Here is a 20,823-nt window from a genome sequence, read left to right as displayed (position 1 = left end):
CGTTACAATCGCACAAATATATGAAGATATGCTTTTCCTCAGGATAACTGTTGGCAATTAGTCACATTGTTTTTTACCAATATGTATCTCCTACGGAGCATTTTTGTAACTCTCTTTTGTCTGCTTTACCGATGCCCCGTAGGGGCATTTTTTTGTAATTGTTGTTGTTTATTTACTAGTGTTTAGCTCCTATCTCGCTAGGAAGCGGGAACTCTGGGAAATTTGAGTGAATAGGTGTAAGGGTTAGGCCATAAAAAGCAGTATAAAAGTTTTTTTTCATAAAGAATAGGTATCTGCCAAATGGTGATTTAAAGGCACCAAATCGTTAGAAAAAAGCCGATTTGGTGCTATTCGTCGTATCTTTTTAGTATTTTTACTATTCTTGAAATAGATACCACCTACCGTTTCGTGCGGTTTTACTGCTTTCACTATGCATTATCGCCTGTTTTGCCAAACCCCCGAAAGTCGTTTTATTGAAATTGAATGTCGTATAGAAAATATTGTTGAAGAGGTAGTTGAAATTCAGCTTCCCGCTTGGCGGCCCGGCAGGTATGAACTACAGCACTTTGCCAAAAATATCCAACAATTTGGAGTTTTTGATAAAAACAACCATCCACTTACTTTTCGGAAAATCACGAAAGACCGCTGGAGGGTGGAAGTGGGCTTTGAAACAGAAATCACTCTGCGCTACAACTATTATGCCAACGTGCAAAATGCGGGGAGTAGTTATGTGAGTCCTGAGTTTTGGTATATCAATCCCATTAATTTATGTGTATATGCCGAGGGGCGGTTGGATGAAGCTTGTACGTTAGAATTAGATATTCCAGACGATTTTCGAATCGCTTGTGGTTTAAGAAAACAGGGAAAACAGCTTTTAGCGAAAGATTACTATGAGTTAGTAGATAGTCCTTTGTTGGCGTCGGCCACGATTCAGTGCCAATCTTATGAAGTAGAAGGAGTGAGGTTTTTTGTATGGATGCAGGGCAATATTAAGCCAAATTGGCAGCAAATTTTAATAGATTTTGAGAAATTCACCCGCTCTCAAATCGAAATGATGGGAAGCTTCCCCGAAGCTGAATATCACTTTTTAAACCTCATTTTACCCACGCCCTACTACCATGGGGTAGAGCACCGGCACTCGACAATGATTGTGCTTGGGCCTGATGATGAAGGCGAAGGATTATATACCGATTTGTTGGGAGTAAGTTCTCATGAATTATTTCATGCTTGGAATATTATTCGTATTCGCCCGCAAGAACTACTGCCTTATGATTTTACCAAAGAAAATTATTTTTCTACTTGTTTTGTGGCAGAAGGAGTTACAACTTACTACGGGGATTTGTTTTTGAGACGCTCAAGAGTATTTGATGATGCGGCCTATTACCGTGAGTTACAGGTATATATGAAACGTCACTTCGAAAATAGCCGTCATGCGGCACAGTCACTTACGGAGTCTTCTTGGGATTTGTGGCTAGATGGATATGAAAAAGGAATTCCTCAAAGAAAAGTATCAGTATATCATAAAGGTGCCTTAGTAGCGTTGATTTTAGACCTTACCATTCGAAAAATCCATCACCATCAACGCTCGCTAGATGATGTAATGGGTATTTTATGGGATCGTTTTGGCATACCTTTTGTGGGATATACGCTCGAAGATTATCGAGCCGTTGTGGAAGAAGTAGCGGGAGATTCTTTAGAATGGTATTGGAATGATTGTATTGTAGGAAATTTACCCCTTGAAAATCACCTCAACCACGCGTTGGTATGGGTAGGACTTCAACTGGTGTCATTTAGCGATGGTACGGTTCATTTACAAGAATTAGAAAATGAAAGAGCTACTTTGCAACGTAACAAATGGTTAAATCCTTAATTTAACCAATAAAAACGAGCGTTTTAATTGATTTTTTATAATTTTAGCACCTAATTATTAGGTATATAATCAAACAAGCAAATGAAAATCACGCCGATTGAGATTCGCCAGCATACTTTTCAAAGGGTATTAAGAGGGTTTGACGTTGAGGAAGTAGCCGCTTTTTTAAGCTCTCTATCCAATGAGTGGGAGCGCGTCCTGAATGAAAATAAAATGCTTAAAATGCAATTGGAAATCGCGGAGAAAGAATTGAGTAAACTTCGAGAAGTGGAGCTTACGATGTTTCGGATGCTCAAAACAGCCGAAGATACTAGCGCTCAAATGACCGAGCAAGCCAAAGTAGCGGCGGAGGTGTATATCGAAGAAGCACGTCAAAAAAGTGAAGAGTTGGTAAATGAGGCCCGCAAAAAAGCGAATATGCTAGTAATGGATGCCGAAAACCAATCTAAATATGTGCGGGAAGAAATCATGGGAGAGTTCAAAAACCATGAGCGTGATTTTAAAGCTATGGAAAAGTACCGTGATAATCTTATCGTACAACTCAAAGCATTGGCCAACAATACAGTGGATAGCATCGAACGTTTTGAAAAGAAATTTTCTCAAACTACGGTGATAGAAAAATTTGAAGACTTAAAAAGCCAAGTAGAAGTATCACTCAAGACAGGAGAAGAAGCTAAAAAAGCGAGACTCGAATCGGAACAAGTAGTAGAGGAAGTAGTAGCCGGAACAGCCGATGAATCACTAGCAATCACAAGCAGCGAAGTAGAAGAGAATGAGACTCCAGCTGAGGCGGCTGCTATAGTAGCAGATGTGGAAGCCACTCCCGTGGCCGAAATCCCGGCAAAAGAGGAGACGGTAGAAGAAGAAAAGAAAGATAAAAAAGGGCAAGAAGAAGGCTCGTTTTTTGATCAAATTTAATATCAATACCTTTTGGGAACCGTTGCGCTTGAAGGAATAGAGTTTTTCGCTTATCATGGAGTATCTGACGAAGAACAAAAAATAGGTAATAGATACACGATTGATGTAAATATCACCACCGATTTTACGGAAGCAGCACGCTATGATCGTTTGGAAGGAACCGTAAACTACGCCATAGTGTACGAAATCGTGGCTAAGCAAATGCAAAAGTCAACTCGCCTGCTAGAGCATATTGCTCACCAAATTATTGAAGAATGCCGAAAAGTATATCCTGACATAGAGACCATAGAAGTAAGTGTCTCTAAACACAATCCACCCATTGGGGGAGTATGTGCGAAATCTAAAATTACCATAAAAGGTTAGTCTATAATTCACAAAAAAGCTCGTTTCGAACCCCGAAACGAGCTTTTTTGTGAATTATAAATTTATACTAGCTTCCAACCATCACGGTATTGGCGAGTTACAAACTGATTGGCATCATCGAAGTTGGTAATCTTCATGTTGGTGCCATCCCACAATAGCTTCTTGCGGCCATAATAATCAAAGCCATTTCCTTGTGGTTTGCGAAGCATATAGCTACGAATCGCTAAGTTACCCATCAATACTGTTTCGGTAAGAGGGCCTGAGTAATCAAAGGATGAAGTCAATGCTTTGTGTTTATCGCTACCAAAGCCAGCTTTACATGCTTCAGTCCAGTAAATTTGGTGACCATATTCGGGCAAATTCACTGGTGCAGCGTATTTGCTATCCTTTGCCATTACTACTTTATCACCATTTTTATAGTAAATTTTAGGATTGTTGCCATACATATCGCAAGCAATGATTCCTTTGCTACCAATCATCAATACCCCATTGGCTCCGTTGCCATCGGTGCTGAGTGGTTCGTTGGCAGGAATCCAATCTGGGTGGAAAGGACGCAAGCCACCATCCATCCAAATCATTTTCATCGGAGATTTGTTTTTGGCAGTGGCTGGGAATTTAATTTCTACAGCTGCCGAAGGAGGGCATCCTTCTGGAATCCACTCAGGGTTCCAATCTTTCAAGAATACCGAACCGATGCTACATTCTACTTCGGTGGGGTAGTTGAGACCCAACACACGGAAAGGGGTATCGATGGTATGGCATCCGATATCGCCCAATGCGCCCGTTCCAAAATTCCACCATCCGCGCCACTTGAAGGGATGGTAGCCTGGATGATAATCGACCCACTGAGCAGGTCCTACCCATTGCTCCCAAGCGATGCCTTCGGGCATATCGGGCTTACCGCTTGGTACCGGAATACCCTGTGGCCATACGGGGCGGTTGGTCCATATCTGAACAGTATGTATAGGGCCTACCAAACCTTTGTTAAACCACTCCACCATTTGAAGCTGTGCGGGGTTTGAGGCACCTTGGTTTCCCATTTGAGTCACTACTTTGTATTTACGAGCTGCTTCAGTGAGCATACGAGCTTCGTAAATATTGTGTGTCAAAGGTTTTTGTACATATACGTGTTTGCCCAACTGCATGGCCGCCATTGCAATGATAGCATGGTTGTGGTCGGGAGTAGAGATCGTGACTGCATCAATATTTTTCCCTTCTTTTGAAAGCATTTCCCTCCAGTCTTTGTACTTGGTAGCATTCGGGAATCTTTCAATTGATTTAGCCGCTTGTTTATAATCTACGTCACAGAGTGCTACTACATTGTTGGCTCCGTTGTTATAGGAGTTGTAGATATCGCCTGTTCCTTTTCCACCTGCGCCTATTGCGGCTAGGTTGAGCTTATCAGAAGGCGCGGTATAGCCTTTCCCTATAACGTGGCGTGGGACAATGAAAAAACTACCTACGGCCATCGCACTTTTTTGCACAAAATCGCGCCGCGAGACCGATAAGTTTTTGTTTTTGGGTTTCATTTTTCTCTAAAAGGTTTGAATGATACTAAAATTTTAGAACAGATGACTACAAAAGCATCGAATAGGGGCGTAGTTACCCTTGCCTAAAGCGGTTTTTTAAAAATATACACAGAAGTTATCTCTATTTTTGAGTTTTGGCAGTTATAGATAAAGCATACAGGAAGCATTTAATAGAGAGAGCTAGGGTTTTTTCCAGAGATTTATCCGTAATTTGTAACTTTTGAAGAATTCTAAAAAATTATCAATGACTTTCAAGAAAACGTTGACTTGCGTCAAAACAATCATTTTTGGAGGAGGAGTCTTACTTGCTTTGTCGAGTAATGGGCAAAAAAATAAGGTTTCGTTAGAAGAGAAGTTTATTGCGCATGGCTTGGTCGATATTCAGAAGTTAGACCCTAGTATTTTGGTTGAATTGAAATACTCTACTACCGACAATTTTATCAAAGAAGACGTCTACGGCGACTTGGAGCGGGCTTATCTTCAACCTATGGCGGCCGACAAACTCATCAAAGCAAATCAGTTTTTGAAACAAGAAAAACCAAAATATACGCTTTTGGTATATGACGGAGCCCGCCCTCGGAGTGTTACAAAAATATTTTGGAGTAGAATGAGCCACATGCCCCCCAATCGTCGCGAAGATTTTGTAGCCAATCCTACCAAAGGCTCTATTCATAATTTTGGCTGTGCCGTAGATTTGACCATCGCCGACGATAAGGGCCACCCGCTCGACATGGGTACTATTTTTGATTTTTTTGGTGAAGTGGCCGAGCCGCGCCGTGAAGCTGCAATGCTCAAAGCTGGAAAACTCTCAGCTCAGCAGCTTGAGAATCGAAAACTTCTTCGGAGGGTCATGCTGAAGGCGGGTTTCACCTCTATCCAAACAGAGTGGTGGCATTTCAATGCTACCTCACGCGAGAAGGCAAAAGCAAAATATGGGTTTATTGAGTAATATATGCTTCTGATTTCGCTCTTTCATGCTTGTTGGATGTCGGTTTGGGGTGGTACACCTGACACGACCCAGAAGGTTGTGGTCAGGCAGGTTCAACTTATTGGTAATTTTCGCACCAAAGAGCGCATCATTCGTCGTGAAATGGATGTGAAAGGAGGCGATACTCTTACCGTATTTAAATTGGATTCTCTGCTTGAATACGACCGTCGAAAAATCCTCAACACTAATCTGTTTCTTTCGGTAGAGCTTAAAAAGAAGGTAGTTGTCGATACCACTCAGCTCCCTTTTTATACCGCTGATGCTAAATGGATGGGCGGCCTTGCTATGGTAGATATAGAGGTGGTACTGAAAGAGCAGTGGTATTTGCTGGCTTTTCCGGTATTTGAGCTAGCCGACCGCAATTTCAATGAGTGGTGGTATGAACGAGGGCGTGATTTGAGTCGAACGATTTATGGCGTGTATGCCCTGCATCAAAACCTTACTGGCAACAACGACCGCCTACGCTTACGAGCTGAATTTGGTTTTATACCTCGGTTGGATATTTATTATTCAATTCCTTATTTAGACAAAAAGCAGCGTACGGGTATTACTATTGGTATCTTAAGGATCACCAATCGCTCTTTGGCTTATCGTACCAATCGAGACAAACTTTCTTTTTTGGGGAGCGACGAACGAACCCGTGAGCGAATTGTACCTTACTTGACGCTTACACACCGTCCAAAATTTTATGGCTATCATTCTTTCTCGGCCCAATATTCCATGACAAATGTGACTGATACCATTGCTCGCCTCAATCCCAATTATTTTTTGGGAGGTAAGAGTCGCCAACGGTATCTGCAACTCTCCTATTCACATTTTTATGATCGCCGCGACCGAGGGCAGTATGCGCTCAGAGGGTATATTTATGGGTTTTATGTAAGCAAAATAGGCGTATTACCTTCCGATGACGTTGATATATTGGAAGCCACTTTCAATTGGGGGCAATACATACCTTTGGCTAAAAAACTATATTTTAGTTATCTGACCGAACTTAAAGTAGCTACGCCTGCTCGGCAGCCTTTCTTACAAACTCGCGGTATGGGATATGGGGGTGATTTGGTACGTGGATATGAGCTGTATGTAATTGATGGGCCTCATTATAGTTATCTCAAGACCAATCTTCGGTATCAGCTGCTCAATCGAACCTTCAATCTAAGCAAGTTTATCAAGCTTCGACAATTCAATGCTTTGCCAGTCGCTATTTATCCCAACATTTATGCCGATGTAGGCTACGTCCGCAACCCTTATCCTGAACTTAACAATAGTCAGCTTGCCAATCGTCCCTTGTTTGGGTTTGGGGTAGGAATGGACGTAGTGACGTGGTACAATTTTGTGGGACGTATCAATTATTCTTTCAATCATTTGGGCGAAGCAAGGCCCTATTTTGCCATAGGAAGAGAGTTTTAGTATATTCCAATTCGCAAATTACCTCATTTTAAAACTACACTATCATCATAATTGACACAAAACTCCTAACTTCGCAAGAGTATCATTTTTTATAACTATGACTATATCATATACTAGATTGGTGTTGGCGGTGATTTTTATAGCTTCTTCGAGCATTTTGTTGTTGTCGTGTGGGAAGAGTACGGAGCAAACTACCGAACAGCAAGGCACTCAAAAAGACAGCGTAATATCTAGTACTGAGCCTATTGTTAGTACCAATCACTCACAATTGTTGACCACAATCATCGGACGTCAAGGAGGAATTTTTCGGGGTTTTCAACTAGGAGACCCTGTTAGTAAAATCAAGACAGAGGAGACATTTGAGCTTTTTGAAGATACCACAAACCATGTTGGTTTTACTTACGAAACCGAAAATTTTGAGGCAATAGACGTACTTTATTATTTAGATAAAAACAAAAATCTCAGTGGCGTAAAGATTGATGTGTATCTCAATGATAGCACTGCCGTAAAAAGTCTGCTTGAGCAGTTTGATACTTATTTGTCAGGCAAATATACCCCTGACAAAAAAGCTAATACTGACAAAACCCGCTTTTGGAAAGGAAAAGGGGGAATATTGGTAAGACTCGAAGATGTGAGCAAAGGCAAAGATTTTGGTTTACGGTTGAGTATAGGGCCTAAAGGAAATCCCGCAATGGCGATTTGAATGCTCACCGATATTGTAATTGGTGATTTTTGTAAAACTTGAGTCTTCATGTTGCTATTGGATAAGCAGCTCGAAGCTAGTCTGTTTCAAAGCAGGCTATTTTAGGCAATGACAAATGACTACTTTTGAACAATTACTTATCACAATTAAGACTGCTTTAAGCTGCTGTTTATGCGTATTGTTATTGTAGGAAACGGAATTGCTGGTATCACGGCTGCTCGACACATCCGAAAACAGAGCGATGTTGAAATTGTGGTTATTTCCAAAGAAACAGACCATTTCTTTTCTCGTACGGCGTTGATGTATGTCTACATGGGGCATCAGCAATACCATCATCTCAAGCCTTATGAGGATTGGTTTTGGGACAAAAATCGTATCAATCTTTATAGAGCTACGGTAGAAAATATTGATTTTTCCCAAAAGACAATAACGCTCTCCGCAGACAGCTATCAAGTGACCTATACGCCTTCACTATTAGAACGACTTACCAAGGTAGCTCCTAAACATACGAATAAACAGGCTATTACCAGTAAGGTCTTAACCTACGATAAACTCATTTTGGCGACGGGCTCGGTGCCTCGTATGGGTGATTGGGAGGGACAAAGCCTGAGTGGTGTGCAGGGATTGTATAGCTACCAAGATTTGGAATTGCTCGAAAAAAATACCGCAGGTATTTCAAAAGCGGTGATTGTAGGTGGAGGTTTGATTGGGGTGGAACTTGCCGAGATGCTGCACACTCGCCATATTGAGGTCACTATGCTTGTCAGAGAAAAAAGCTATTGGAGTAGTGTATTGCCCAAAGAGGAGTCTAACCTTGTGACCAAACATATTCAAAAACGTGGTATAGATTTACGTTTCAATACCAAACTCAAAGCAATCAGAGGTCAAAGATGCGTAGAAAGAGTGGAAACATCGCAAGGTGAGCGTATTGATTGTCAGTTGGTTGGGCTAGCTATTGGGGTAGTACCCAATATCTCCTTTCTTTCTTCAAACACTACTGCTCTATACCTCAACAAGGGAATTGTGGTCAACAAATACCTTGAAACAAATCTCTCTGATGTGTATGCTATAGGAGATTGTGTAGAGCATCAGCAGCCCCCAGAGGGGCGTAAATCAATCGAACAAATTTGGTACACAGGCCGTATCATGGGCGAGACCGTCGCTCAAACTATCTGTGGTAATCGTACGGCTTATCAACCAGGGGTATTTTTTAATTCTGCTAAATTTTTTGATTTAGAGTATCAAACTTACGGAGAGGTACCAGCCTCTTTACCTGAAGGTGTAAGTACTTTTTGTTGGCAACATCCTACCAAAGAAGTGCTCATCCGCATCAATTATGATTCAAAAAGTGGTGCTGTGTTGGGCTTTAATGCTTTGGGTACTCGCCTTCGTCATGCGGTGTGTGAGGGATGGATTAAGGAAAAAAGAGCAATTGAGGAAGTATTGACCAATTTTCAACAGGCTAATTTTGACCCTGAATTTTTTGAGAAGTATACACTTTCTCACACTAGCCCCAGCTTATAATGGCTTAGCGTCTTCGACGCTTTTTTTGGAGGGCGTCGGAGACGCGATACCCTAAAAGTCCCGAATTGTACTTCGGGACTAGCTGAAACTAGCCCCAAATTATAGTTTGGGGCTTATAATGGCTTAGCGTCTCCGACGCTTTTTTTGGAGGGCGTCGGAGACGCAATACCCTAAAAGTCCCGAATTGTATTTCGGGACTAGCTGAAATTATAGTTTGGGGCTTATAATGGCTTAGCGTGTCCGCCGCTTTTTTGGAGGGCGTCGGAGACGCGATACCCTAAAAGTCCTGAATTGTGCTTCAGGACTAGCTGAAATGTGCTTTGCGGTTTTTTATGGGTTTGCGATTTCTAGCCCTCTATAAAGCTGTTTGAGAGAAAGCGGACATTGCTGAATAGCGTACAAAATAGCAGTGGCATCTTCGCCGTCGTAGTCGCGGACAATCCAGGTGGCATCGAGTTGTTTGGTATAGACCACCGATACGTGTTTTCGGTCTTGATGCACCAATACGTACTTTTTGAAACTTGGAATGGTGCGGTAATACTCGTATTTGAGGGTTCGGTCGTACTCTTTGGTGGAGTCGGATAGTACTTCTACGACGACTAAAGGGTTGGTGATTGTATCTTTTCGGTTTTGATAAAATGCTGGTTTTTCACAAATCACCACCGCATCGGGATACACAAACTTGTTGTACTGCTCAATTTGGATTTTAGTGTCGCTACCATTGACCAAATATAGCAAATCGTTTTCCTCTAAAAAAAAGGTGACCAGTGTGGTGATTTTTGTTGATAAATGGCCGCTTATGAAAGTTCGAGTTTTTATTTTCTTGACAATTCCGTCGTGGTATTCATGTTTGTAAACGGATTTTTCTTCGGCCTTAAAATATTCCTCAATAGACACCTTTTGAGGGGGCAGTAGTGCTTTTCGACGAGAGGTTTTTGTTAACATGGTCAGTTTCTTTAAAAAGTATCTTCGGTAAAGATCAATAAAAAACCCTGAAAAAGGTAGATTACTCTTTCAGGGTTTTTAATGGTAGGTAAAAACGTGGAGACGCTATACCGTTGGAGTCCCGAATTGTATTTCGGGACTAGCTGAGTTAAGCTAAAACGCGAATTTCTTTGCTCAACGCTTCTAAGAATAAATCAGCTTCTTCTTTTTTGAGGGCAAGCGACGGCAACAAACGAATGGTGTTTTTACCTGCTACGCCCGTGAATAATTTATAGTCGAACAACAGCTTATTGCGGAGGTCTTCGATGGCGAAATCGTATTCAATACCAATCATTAACCCACGTCCGCGAAGCTCTTTGTAACCTCCGATTTCCACAATCCCTTTCATCAAATAGTCGCCAATTTCGACGGCGTTGTCCATGAGGTTTTCGTCTTTCATGATGTCGAGGACGGCGATGCCTGCCGCACACGCCAAATGGTTTCCACCGAAAGTAGTACCCAACATGCCGTATTTGGCTTGGAACTTAGGCGAAATCAATACACCCGCGATTGGGAAACCGTTACCCATGCCTTTGGCGGTGGTGTATAGGTCGGCGTGAAGGTCGGTGTAGTGTTGGTTCGAGAAAAATTTCCCCGAACGTCCATAGCCGCACTGTACGCTGTCCAAGATAAAGGTAGCGTTGCTTTCGTCGCATTTCTGACGGATTGCCCGCAAAAACTCTTCTGATGCTACTTGGATACCCCCCACACCTTGAATTCCTTCTACGATGATGGCACATACGTCGGTCATGTCGTGTTGACGAACGGCTTCGGCGTCGTTGAACGGCAAAAACGTGACGTGCTTGTTGTAGTTGACGGGTGCAACAATCGACGGGTTGTCGGTCATCGCAACTGCCCCTGCCGTGCGGCCGTGGAATGATTTGGTAAAGGCAACTATTTTGCTGCCACCGTTGTAAAAAGAGGCCAACTTAATGGCATTTTCGTTGGCTTCGGCACCTGAGTTGCACAAAAAGAGCGTATAATCTGGATAACCAGCCAAATCGCCTAATTTTTGGGCCAATTCATCCTGTAACGGTATCCTGACAGAGTTGGAATAGAAGTTAATTCGTCGCAACTGTTCCGTCAGTTTTTCGACGTAATGGGGGTGACAATGACCCACCGAAATCACGGCGTGACCGCCGTAAAGGTCGAGGTACTTCTCGCCTTTGCTGTCCCAGAGCCAAGAGCCTTGCGCTTGGACGGGTTCGATGTCGTAAATCGGATAAACGTTAAACAGGTTCATGATACTAAACGAAATAAAATTTTGCAAAGATACCGAATCTGGCGGAGAATGTGGCGAAATGCGGAAGTTGATTTCAAACACCTACTGCTCTAGAAATGTGTCGGCAAAAAATGCAAGAAAGTTAATGCGTACAACCCCCTTAATATATACCCTCTTCCTATTTTCAGTAGCGGCTTTTACGCTGCTCATGTTTTCCAAAGTAATACCTTACCTTAGCTTCGAACCAGAAATTGGATTTTTAACAACAAAAACCAATACCGTTTTACGCAAAAAAGCTTTACCACAGCATTTTACGTACATATCCTGAGCAGTGCGTGGGCAACACCTATCGGAATATTTCAATTTATTCCTTTTTTCTTAAAAAAATATCCCAATTGGCATCGCCTCCTTGGAAAAATTCATGTATTTTCGATGTCGGTTTTTGCACCTCTAGCGGGCTTAGTCTATAGGATACTAGACCAATGGGGGCTTTCTGCAAAAAATGATGAATGGTGGCACGACAACTCCGCAATTCAATGAAATTTCCCGAACTTTTTTAGTAACTTTCGCATTAACTCAAAACCATAAATTCATAATTCACTCCCAAATATCTCATGGCAACTTTAACATTAATGGAAGTTTCAGAAATGCGTGTGAAACTCAAATCCCTTGAAAAACAAATAGTCTCTGGCGAGCTTTCACTCTTTGAACGCTGCGAAATTGAAGACGAAATCCTCGAATTGAAAGAACAACTCGGTGATTTTGAACGCAGTGTAAGAGATGATAGCGGCGAATGTATCAACTGCTCAGGCTAGTTGTAGGACAAGGTTTCAATCAATTCTTTTGTTAGGTATTAATTCTACTTACATGAAAATCAAATTTTTAGCCCTTTTTTTAACCTTTTTTGCCTTTGGCGCTATGGCCCAAAAAAACGACAAAGTACTACGACACGTGGTGTTGTTTAAGTTTAAAGACAATACTACCCCAGCCCAAATAAAACAAGTAGAGGATGCGTTTAGAAAGCTCCCTACCCAAATCAAACAAATCAAAGGCTTTGAGTGGGGTACCAACAATAGCCCCGAAGGCCTCGCCCAAGGATTTACGCATTGTTTCTTTTTGACTTTCAATTCTGAAGAAGACCGCGCCATATATCTACCGCATCCTGACCACAAAGCATTTGGCAAAGTGCTAGGCCCCTACCTCGACAAGGTATTGGTGGTTGATTATTGGACACAAAAATAATATTAGCTCTTTGGTAGTTTTTGTACCAAAGAGCTAATCTCCTCAACAATATATGATAGCTTATCTAAACGGTAAACTTGCCCACAAAGATCCCGCATATCTCATCATGGATGTAGGAGGAGTAGGCTATGAAGTAAAAATTTCTTTACAAACCTACAGTGCATTGCCCAACCTTGGCGAAGTCTGTAAAGTATTGACTTACCAACAAATCCGGGAAGACGCCCACATTTTGTATGGATTTGCAGAACTTACCGAAAAAAATCTCTTTCTAGATCTTATCAGTGTATCAGGAGTAGGCTCGGCTACGGCACTTATCATGCTTTCTTCGTTGTCGGCACCCGAAATCAAGCAAGCTATTGTCGGAGAAGATGTTCGCCTTATTCAAACTATCAAGGGGATTGGTAGTAAAACAGCCCAAAGAGTGATCATAGATTTAAAGGATAAAATCAAAAAAGAAGGACTCACGGCTCCTCAACCTAGTATATTCTTGGGAGCCAACAGCCAAATCCGAAACGAAGCAATTGCCGCTTTGGTAATGCTGGGCATTCCAAAACCTACCGCCGAAAAGAGCGTCGATACAATTCTCAAACGCGAAGGCGACCAAATCACCGTAGAGCAACTGATCAAACTAGCTTTGCGCTGAAAAAGCTAGCAGACAAGCTTTTAATCTTCAAATTTATCGTTTATGATTTGGTCTTTTCAAAGAAAGACCCTAATTTTGCACTCCCATTTTTGGGGTGGTATATCCATTTTTCTCATAATCAGTAATATATAATGCCAACTATTTCACAGTTAGTACGCAAAGGACGTGAACAAATGACGTGGAAATCTAAGTCTCCGGCTTTAGATTCTTGCCCACAACGCCGCGGTGTATGTACGCGTGTATACACCACGACCCCGAAGAAGCCAAACTCGGCTTTGCGCAAAGTAGCGCGTGTACGTTTGTCAAACATGAAGGAAGTCAACGCTTACATTCCAGGTGAAGGTCACAACCTCCAAGAGCACTCAATCGTATTGGTGCGTGGTGGTCGTGTAAAAGACCTTCCAGGGGTACGTTATCACGTAGTTCGTGGTGCGCTTGATACTGCCGGTGTAAACGGTCGTAAACAAAGCCGCTCACTCTACGGTGCAAAACGTCCGAAACCAGGTCAAGCAGCACCAGTAGGAAAAGGTGGTAAACCAGCTCCAGGTAAGAAGAAGTAATCCGTCCTTTTTGTTTGCGTAAGACAGTACAATAGCATAAAAGGGTAGTAATTCCGAAGCTAGTTCGGGATGAATCAGTTAAAATCAGCAATCAAGCTGAACAAAACGAAACCTCCATTGATTAACAACTCAGTACAATGAGAAAAGCAAAACCTAAAAAAAGATACCTATTACCTGACCCTAAATACAGGGATGTAATGGTAACCAAATTTGTAAACAACTTGATGTTGGAAGGTAAAAAAAGCATCGCCTATGATATTTTCTACGGTGCTTTGGAAATTGCCGAAAAACGCCTCAACGAAAACGGCCTCGAAATCTGGCGCCGCGCATTGAACAACGTAATGCCTGCCGTAGAAGTAAAGAGCCGCCGTGTAGGTGGAGCTAACTTCCAAGTTCCTACCGAAGTTCGTCCTGATCGTAAGGTAGCTTTAGGTATGAAATGGATGATTAAGTATGCTCGTTTGCGCGGTGAAAAAACCATGCGCGATCGCCTAGCTGCTGAAATCGTAGCTGCCTCAAAAGGTGAAGGTGCTTCTGTAAAGAAAAAAGACGATACCCACCGTATGGCCGAAGCCAACAAGGCGTTTTCGCACTTCCGCTTCTAGTTTCAAGCGATTTTTATATCATTCAAAAAAGAGCCAACCACAAATTGGCTCTTTTTTTGTTTTTAGCTGTAACCTTTTCATAATCATAAAGTATATATCCGTAGCATTCCTTCTTATTAATTTCTATATATCTAACATTCTTAAATATATTTTTATTATTTCTTGACAATAAACTAAATCATTAGTACGTTTACGATTCAATAGCCGTATTGAGAAATACACCATCTAACCACATTCTTTAAACCTCTATTCTAACAACAGCCATGCGAAAAATTCTCCTCCTGGCATTATTGTGGCCATGCCTGAGTGCATTGTATGCCCAAACCACTCCAAGCCGTTTTCAGATTCAAGGTATGACTACCGATACAGTAGCCAATCCATTAGGCTCAGCCACTGTAATGCTCTTACAAAGAAAAGATTCATCACTTGTCAACTTTTCTCGTACCAACGAAAAAGGAGCATTTTCTTTTCGCAATATCAAAAAAGGGGACTATCTCCTCAAAATCACTTATGTAGGATTTATCCCACTCGAAAAAGACATTGTTTTTGGGGATAAAGAACTCATCGATTTGGGCACGCTTAGGCTCAAACCTATCACCAAAGAGCTTTTTGAGATAGTAATCAAAACCGCTCGCGCCCCCATGAGTATCAAAGGCGATACCATCGAGTACAATCCTGCTTCTTTCAAAGTACCCCCAGGGTCGACGGTCGAAGACCTTCTACGTAAACTACCCGGTGTACAAATCGACCAAAACGGCAACATCATCGCCCAAGGGCAACAGGTCCAAAAAGTAACCGTAGATGGTAAACGTTTTTTTGGAGATGACCCCAAAATGGCAACCAAAAACCTTCCTGCCGAAGCAATCAATAAAGTCCAGATTTTCAATGATAAAACCGAACAGTCGAAAGTAACGGGAGTAGATGACGGAAAGCAAGAAAAAACCGTAAACCTTCAACTGAAAGACAGCTTCAAAAAAGGTGGTTTTGGAAAAGTAACCGCTGGTGTGGGACTTGACGGTAACAATAGCGCCAACCCACGCGGCGAAATCAAAGGAAACTATAATAAATTTGACGATAAAAATCAGTTTTCAATCATCGGCCTTACCAACAACACCAACCAAACAGGGATGTCGTGGGATGATTATCAGGATTTTAGAGGAAGTGGTTCTTTCAATCAATGGAACGACAACGGCGACTTTGGTTTTGGTGGTGGAGGGTATTATATCTCTATCGGTGGTGACGACGACGGCGGCCTGAGTATTCCAGTAGGCGGTGGGCTCAATCGCGGATACTCCAACAATATCGCAGGGGGGATTAACTACAACCGTAACACAAAAAAAATCAAGACCAACGCTAGTTATTATTACAACTCTAATCGTCAAGTTTTTGATGCCTTACGTACCCGCGAAAACTTCCTTCAGAATGGTTCGTTCCAAACCAACGAACAAAGTAATCAAATCAATTTTGTAGGAAATCACCGATTGTCTTTTAGACACGAGCAAACTATCGACTCGCTCAACACACTGATTTTTAGCAACAATAGTAGACTAAACGCTGGAAATACGCGCTTGAGTAGCTTTACGGAATATTTGAGAAGTAATAATTTTAAATCCAACGAAAGCACCATTAACAATTCTACTTTGGTGGACAAAATCGAGACAGCTAACACTCTTTTGTATCGTCACAAGTTTAAGAAAAAAGGGCGGAGTTTTGCCGTAAGTGCTTCCTATAACTTCACAAACAACGACGGAGTAGCTGACCAAAATTCACTCAATTTATTTTACAATGCTACTAATCCCGACGACGTTATTAGACAATTGCTAGACCTTACCAACAATACCGGTAGCCGTGTCAATTTGTTTAAAACAAGCCTGCTTTTTGTGGAGCCTTTTGCTAAGCGTTTCTTCTCCGAAACTTTTGTCAATTTGAGTCACCGCTCCGATTTCGTAGATCGTAATGTATTTGATTTGGCCAAAGAAAATGGGCAACGTATGCCAGTAGATAGCCTCAGTAGTTATTACAAAAACAATTATAACTACGCTCGCCTTGGTACCAGTATCCGGTATTCGTACAAAGGACTCAATTTCTCAGGCGGTTTGGCGGTTCAGACCTTTCAAATCGACGGTAAATTTGGTCTTGGGCAAGAACCCAATACTTTTATTGATGTGAAGCGAAACTATACCACCTTCATCCCCAATGCTTCATTTAGCTATGACCTCAAAAACAATCGTTATTTCTGGTCGGGTTATAATGTGAACGTCAATCAACCCAATACAAGAGACCTACAGCCTATCATCGACAACAGCAACCCGCTTATCATTCGTCAAGGTAATCCTGACCTATTACCGTCGCTATCACACAATATCAATTTGGGATATAATATGTTTAATCCCGCTAGCTTTACGAGCTTCAATGTAAACCTTTATTATTCTTACAATGTAAATCAAATTATTTATAATCAGCAGATTGACCCTGCCACACTGATTACAGTCACTAAGCCTGTTAATATTTCAGGTGGTCAGAATTTGGGTTCTTACATTGGTTTTGGATTTCCTTTGAAAAAAACCAAAGCGACTATCAACTTCAATGCTAGTCCAGGCATTAGCAAAAACTTAACGCCTATCAATGGTGTCATGAATGAGACCAATACCAATAGCCTCCGTTTTGGAGTACGTCTCGACCTCACCCCAAGCGATGTGTTTACGTTTTATCCCAATGCCAACTGGAGCATAGGCAACACCAAGTATTCTATCAATACTACACAAAATCAGCAGATTGTGACCCAGACCTATGGAGGTACAATGAATATTCGCTTGCCTAAAGATTTTTATATCAACTCCAATTTCAATTACCAAATCTACACCAACGACCGATTTGGGTTTAATCAGCAAGTACCTGTTCTGAATTCTTCGATTTATAAGGTTTTAGGAAAATCCAAAAAAGCGGAAATCAGACTATCCCTTTACGATGCTTTCAATCGTAACTTAGGGGTAAATCAGTTTGCCAACCAAAACTACGTATCGCAAGAGCGTATCCAAACATTGGCTCGCTACTACATGCTTAGCTTTACTTACAATATGCGCGGTATGAATACCAACATCAAACGTAGAGGATGGTACTAAACCCAGACACAAAATACTTTCAAATTCATTTTTTATTCGACTTTTCGAGAATCATGAAAAAAACCTTCTTTTCACTAGCCATTCTTTGTTGTGTAGCTTTAGGAGCATTTGCCCAACAAACCGAGGGTATCGTTACCTACGAGCACAAATACAACTGGATTAAGGTAAACTCGCGGCTCACCTATCTCAGCAAAGAAGAAAAAGACCGTATGCAGCTCACTTGGGGTAACGAAGATAATGGCCCCGGCACTAAAATGAAGCTGATTTTTAACGATAAACAGAGCATCTATACTTATGGCAACGAGCAAGGCCAAACCGAGGACGGTAGGTATTCGTGGCGTCAAGAGGAATATCTTGTTTATCGAAATTTTGAAAAAGAAAAGATAATCGAGCATTACGAAATGCTCGGAAAAACTTTCTTGTTGGAAGATTCATTGATGAGCTACAACTGGCGTATCCAAAACCAAATCAAGGATGTGGCAGGCTATGTATGTATGAAAGCGGAAACGTTTGACCCTATCAAAAACCACAAAATCACGGCTTGGTTTGCGCAAGATATTCCCGTACCAGCAGGGCCGGAGCGTTATTTGGGCCTTCCTGGTGTTATTTTAGAATTGGACATCAACGACGGTGATGTTATTGTTTCTGCTCAAAAAGTAGAACTCAAAAACGTTGATAAAGACTTGACCTTACCTAAAATGAAAGGTAAGAAAATCAAAAACAGCGACTACGACCAATTACTCAAAAAACACATTGCAGATAGTATAAAAGCCCAACGAAACCCTTATTGGTCTATTAGATACTAAAGACCAAGACTATGAGGACTTTACGTTGTAGATTTATTGTCGTTTGGGTGCTTTGGGCAACCGTGTCATTGGCCAATCCTCCCAAACGACACACCAAAGTTAGCATCAAAGGGGAGAAGTTTTATATCAATGGAAAACCCACGTTTCCTAAGCGAATATGGCAAGGATACAGCATTGAAGGATTACTTCCTAATTCGCGGATGGTACAGGGGATTTTTGATGATACAAACCCCGACACTCGTACTCAATGGGCTTATCCCGATACTCAAAAGTGGGATGCCGACCGTAATACCAACGAATTTATAGAAGCCATGCCCGTCTGGAAACAGCACGGGCTTTTGGCTTTTACGCTCAACTTACAAGGTGGCAGTCCTCAAGGATACTCCAAAGACCAGCCTTGGCACAATTCCGCCTTCAATGCCGACGGCTCGTGGAGTCTTTATTATTGGAATCGTCTCAAAAAAATTCTTAATAAAGCCGACGAGCAAGGTATGGTCGTCATCCTTGGCTTCTTCTATTTTGGTCAAGACGAACGCCTCCGCGATGAAGCCGCAGTGGTACAAGCGGTAGACAATGCCACTAAGTGGATTTTGGAAGAAGGCTATGGAAATGTAATCATCGAGGTCAATAATGAATGTAACATTCGTTATGACCATCCTATTTTACAACCCGAACGAGTACATCAACTCATCGTTAGGATTAAAAACACTAAGCACAAAGGCAGGCGATTGTTGGTAAGTACCAGCTATGGAGGTGGTGCTATTCCTCGTGAAAACGTAGTAAAAGAAACAGACTTCCTTCTTCTTCATGGCAATGGCGTAAGCGACCCCGCCAAAATTGTAGAAATGGTGGAAAAGACCCGCGCTTTGCCGAGCTATCGCCCTATGCCTATTGTTTTTAACGAAGATGACCATTTTGATTTCGACAAACCGATGAACAACTTCGTGGCAGCTACAAGTGTATACGCCTCTTGGGGATTTTTTGATTATCGCATGAAAAACGAAGGTTTGGAGGAAGGCTATCAATCCGTGCCTGTCAATTGGCAAATAAGTTCGCCCCGCAAAAAAGCCTTTTTTACTAAACTCAAAGAAATAGTAGGATTATAATCCCGAAAATGGAATAGTGTAAAATAACCTGCAAGACGTACCAGATAGAAGCAGGAGATTGTTTAGGTTTGTTTGACTTCTCCGAAGTCTTTGGCGTCAAGCTCAAACCTCATACTACAAAGGTTAAGCTTCTCCGAAGCTATTCCTCGCTAATAGCATTCTCATATTATGCTTCGGAGAAGCGCAAATGTTTGTAGCTAACAGATTCTCCACCCAAAACAAACCACTTCGGAGAAGTCAAACATAAGCTTGCTGGAGGAGATAATCCAAACACATTTGTAAAAACGATAGCTGCAATCACTACTATGACAAGCACAAAAAAACCTTCCATTTACATTTGAGAGTTTGCGTCTACTCAAATACAAATCAGAAGGTTTTTTGGGGAATCATCTACATTCGAGATGATTCATGTTTATGATTCTTGATTACAGCTTTCTAACCCAAATGTTACGGAATTGGGTCTTGTTTCCGTGATCTTGGAGGTGAAGAACATCATCACCATGCGCTTCAGGATAGTGGTGCAAACCGATATAGAGCGTTAACCCATTGATAGTAACGTTGTTTTGAACCAATACTCCATTCAAAAACACAGTGATGCGCGCGGGATAATCCAAACGTCCATCAGGCTTGAAACGTGGCGCTGTATATACTACATCATATACATTCCACTCAAGAGGGCTACGCATAGGATTGACGAGCGGTGCATGGTCTTTATAAATACTTCCCGCCTGACCATTGCGATAGGTACGGTTTTGGTATGAATCCAAAATTTGGAGTTCATAACGGTCTTGGAAAAATATCCCACTATTGCCACGACCTTGGCTAGCGCCTTCTACTTGGTCGGGTGCACTAAATTCGAGGTGAAGTTGGCAATCACCAAATTTCATTTTGGTTTTGATGTCACCGCTCTTGGGGACTACTTCCAAATGATCACCGTTTACGATTTTCCAAGGAGCCGGCCCACCATCTCTAGCCGAAACCCACTGAGAGAGGTCTTTACCATTAAACAACACGATGGCATCCGAAGGCGGGTCACCCGCATTTTTGCCCGGAGTGACGGTAGGCACTTCTGGTTCCCAAATTTCGGTCATTTCGGGTTTCATAGGCATTGGCGAAACCGCTGGAGGTGTACCACCTGGTGTTTGTGCAAACCCGGCTGCTGCGCAAGCCAACAAGGAAAGGGTCAAAAACGTCTTCTTCATCGTAGTTTTATAATAATTAAAAGTTTGGT

Annotated in this window: 21 protein-coding genes; 16 read left to right on the top strand and 5 right to left on the bottom strand. The window is 41.9% G+C overall.

Annotated elements, in window-relative coordinates:
• Nucleotides 1–430 precede the first annotated feature (430 nt).
• The 3 genes from G563_RS0102585 (at nucleotide 431) to folB (ending at nucleotide 3,151) form a co-directional block, all read left to right on the top strand.
• Nucleotides 431–1,870, top strand: coding sequence for a M61 family metallopeptidase (locus tag G563_RS0102585; RefSeq protein WP_028663924.1), 1,440 nt, complete (start codon nucleotides 431–433; stop codon nucleotides 1,868–1,870).
• Nucleotides 1,871–1,951: 81 nt separating this feature from the next.
• Nucleotides 1,952–2,788 (top strand): DivIVA domain-containing protein, encoded by an 837-nt coding sequence (locus G563_RS0102580; protein ID WP_028663923.1) that lies wholly within the window; start codon nucleotides 1,952–1,954, stop codon nucleotides 2,786–2,788.
• 12 nt (nucleotides 2,789–2,800) lie between these two features.
• Nucleotides 2,801–3,151 carry a dihydroneopterin aldolase gene (folB, locus tag G563_RS0102575; RefSeq protein ID WP_028663922.1) on the top strand — a complete coding sequence of 117 codons (351 nt, stop codon included), beginning with the start codon at nucleotides 2,801–2,803 and terminating at the stop codon, nucleotides 3,149–3,151.
• Between the two features lie 62 nt (nucleotides 3,152–3,213).
• Here folB and G563_RS0102570 read toward each other — a convergent pair whose 3' ends face one another.
• Entirely contained in the window at nucleotides 3,214–4,680 is a 1,467-nt protein-coding gene (locus G563_RS0102570) for a Gfo/Idh/MocA family protein (RefSeq protein WP_028663921.1), read from the bottom strand.
• Between the two features lie 244 nt (nucleotides 4,681–4,924).
• Between G563_RS0102570 and G563_RS0102565 the strand changes: the two genes are divergently transcribed.
• The 4 genes from G563_RS0102565 to G563_RS33550 all read left to right on the top strand — a co-directional run bounded on the left by G563_RS0102565 (nucleotide 4,925) and on the right by G563_RS33550 (nucleotide 9,302).
• The gene (locus G563_RS0102565; protein WP_084650739.1) at nucleotides 4,925–5,629 is read left to right on the top strand and encodes a M15 family metallopeptidase; all 705 of its coding nucleotides are present in this window, start codon (nucleotides 4,925–4,927) and stop codon (nucleotides 5,627–5,629) included.
• A gap of 3 nt (nucleotides 5,630–5,632) precedes the next feature.
• Complete coding sequence (locus G563_RS0102560; RefSeq protein ID WP_028663919.1) at nucleotides 5,633–7,075, top strand: BamA/TamA family outer membrane protein; 1,443 nt, start codon at nucleotides 5,633–5,635, stop codon at nucleotides 7,073–7,075.
• Between the two features lie 97 nt (nucleotides 7,076–7,172).
• Nucleotides 7,173–7,778 carry a hypothetical protein gene (locus G563_RS33555; protein ID WP_051210716.1) on the top strand — a complete coding sequence of 202 codons (606 nt, stop codon included), beginning with the start codon at nucleotides 7,173–7,175 and terminating at the stop codon, nucleotides 7,776–7,778.
• A gap of 171 nt (nucleotides 7,779–7,949) precedes the next feature.
• On the top strand, nucleotides 7,950–9,302 hold the full coding sequence (locus G563_RS33550; RefSeq protein ID WP_037325818.1) for an NAD(P)/FAD-dependent oxidoreductase: 1,353 nt from the start codon (nucleotides 7,950–7,952) through the stop codon (nucleotides 9,300–9,302).
• Nucleotides 9,303–9,632: 330 nt separating this feature from the next.
• Here the strand turns inward: G563_RS33550 and G563_RS33545 are convergent, their stop codons facing one another.
• Together G563_RS33545 and G563_RS0102540 are read right to left on the bottom strand one after the other, a co-directional pair.
• Nucleotides 9,633–10,247 carry a Uma2 family endonuclease gene (locus G563_RS33545; protein ID WP_051210715.1) on the bottom strand — a complete coding sequence of 205 codons (615 nt, stop codon included), beginning with the start codon at nucleotides 10,245–10,247 and terminating at the stop codon, nucleotides 9,633–9,635.
• Nucleotides 10,248–10,395: 148 nt separating this feature from the next.
• Nucleotides 10,396–11,532 (bottom strand): aspartate aminotransferase family protein, encoded by a 1,137-nt coding sequence (locus G563_RS0102540; RefSeq protein ID WP_028663918.1) that lies wholly within the window; start codon nucleotides 11,530–11,532, stop codon nucleotides 10,396–10,398.
• A 231-nt stretch (nucleotides 11,533–11,763) separates the two neighbouring features.
• On the opposite strand from G563_RS0102540, the gene G563_RS39175 reads away from it, so the two are divergent.
• The 9 genes from G563_RS39175 to G563_RS0102490 all read left to right on the top strand — a co-directional run bounded on the left by G563_RS39175 (nucleotide 11,764) and on the right by G563_RS0102490 (nucleotide 19,592).
• On the top strand, nucleotides 11,764–12,048 hold the full coding sequence (locus tag G563_RS39175) for a DUF2306 domain-containing protein (RefSeq protein WP_084650738.1): 285 nt from the start codon (nucleotides 11,764–11,766) through the stop codon (nucleotides 12,046–12,048).
• Nucleotides 12,049–12,122: 74 nt separating this feature from the next.
• Nucleotides 12,123–12,323: a hypothetical protein gene (locus G563_RS0102525; RefSeq protein WP_028663917.1), complete on the top strand. Its 201-nt coding sequence runs from the start codon at nucleotides 12,123–12,125 to the stop codon at nucleotides 12,321–12,323.
• Nucleotides 12,324–12,375: 52 nt separating this feature from the next.
• Complete coding sequence (locus tag G563_RS0102520) at nucleotides 12,376–12,750, top strand: Dabb family protein (protein ID WP_028663916.1); 375 nt, start codon at nucleotides 12,376–12,378, stop codon at nucleotides 12,748–12,750.
• Nucleotides 12,751–12,802: 52 nt separating this feature from the next.
• A complete protein-coding gene (gene ruvA, locus G563_RS0102515) occupies nucleotides 12,803–13,393 on the top strand; it encodes a Holliday junction branch migration protein RuvA (protein ID WP_028663915.1) in 591 nt (196 codons plus the stop codon).
• 131 nt (nucleotides 13,394–13,524) lie between these two features.
• Nucleotides 13,525–13,953: a 30S ribosomal protein S12 gene (rpsL, locus tag G563_RS0102510; RefSeq protein ID WP_028663914.1), complete on the top strand. Its 429-nt coding sequence runs from the start codon at nucleotides 13,525–13,527 to the stop codon at nucleotides 13,951–13,953.
• A 137-nt stretch (nucleotides 13,954–14,090) separates the two neighbouring features.
• Entirely contained in the window at nucleotides 14,091–14,558 is a 468-nt protein-coding gene (rpsG, locus tag G563_RS0102505; protein WP_028663913.1) for a 30S ribosomal protein S7, read from the top strand.
• 263 nt (nucleotides 14,559–14,821) lie between these two features.
• Complete coding sequence (locus tag G563_RS0102500; RefSeq protein WP_028663912.1) at nucleotides 14,822–17,680, top strand: outer membrane beta-barrel family protein; 2,859 nt, start codon at nucleotides 14,822–14,824, stop codon at nucleotides 17,678–17,680.
• A 53-nt stretch (nucleotides 17,681–17,733) separates the two neighbouring features.
• Nucleotides 17,734–18,486 (top strand): GLPGLI family protein, encoded by a 753-nt coding sequence (locus tag G563_RS0102495; protein WP_028663911.1) that lies wholly within the window; start codon nucleotides 17,734–17,736, stop codon nucleotides 18,484–18,486.
• An 11-nt stretch (nucleotides 18,487–18,497) separates the two neighbouring features.
• A complete protein-coding gene (locus tag G563_RS0102490) occupies nucleotides 18,498–19,592 on the top strand; it encodes a hypothetical protein (RefSeq protein ID WP_028663910.1) in 1,095 nt (364 codons plus the stop codon).
• 166 nt (nucleotides 19,593–19,758) lie between these two features.
• Here G563_RS0102490 and G563_RS37865 read toward each other — a convergent pair whose 3' ends face one another.
• Nucleotides 19,759–19,923 carry a hypothetical protein gene (locus G563_RS37865; RefSeq protein WP_157585024.1) on the bottom strand — a complete coding sequence of 55 codons (165 nt, stop codon included), beginning with the start codon at nucleotides 19,921–19,923 and terminating at the stop codon, nucleotides 19,759–19,761.
• A gap of 94 nt (nucleotides 19,924–20,017) precedes the next feature.
• Nucleotides 20,018–20,794: a 3-keto-disaccharide hydrolase gene (locus G563_RS0102480; protein WP_028663909.1), complete on the bottom strand. Its 777-nt coding sequence runs from the start codon at nucleotides 20,792–20,794 to the stop codon at nucleotides 20,018–20,020.
• Nucleotides 20,795–20,823: the final 29 nt, after the last annotated feature.

The organism is Runella zeae DSM 19591 (assembly GCF_000423565.1).
GTDB classification, from domain to species: Bacteria; Bacteroidota; Bacteroidia; order Cytophagales; family Spirosomataceae; genus Runella; species Runella zeae.
Note: the sequence above shows the minus strand (reverse complement) of the source record. Positions and strands in the feature narration are given on the sequence as shown.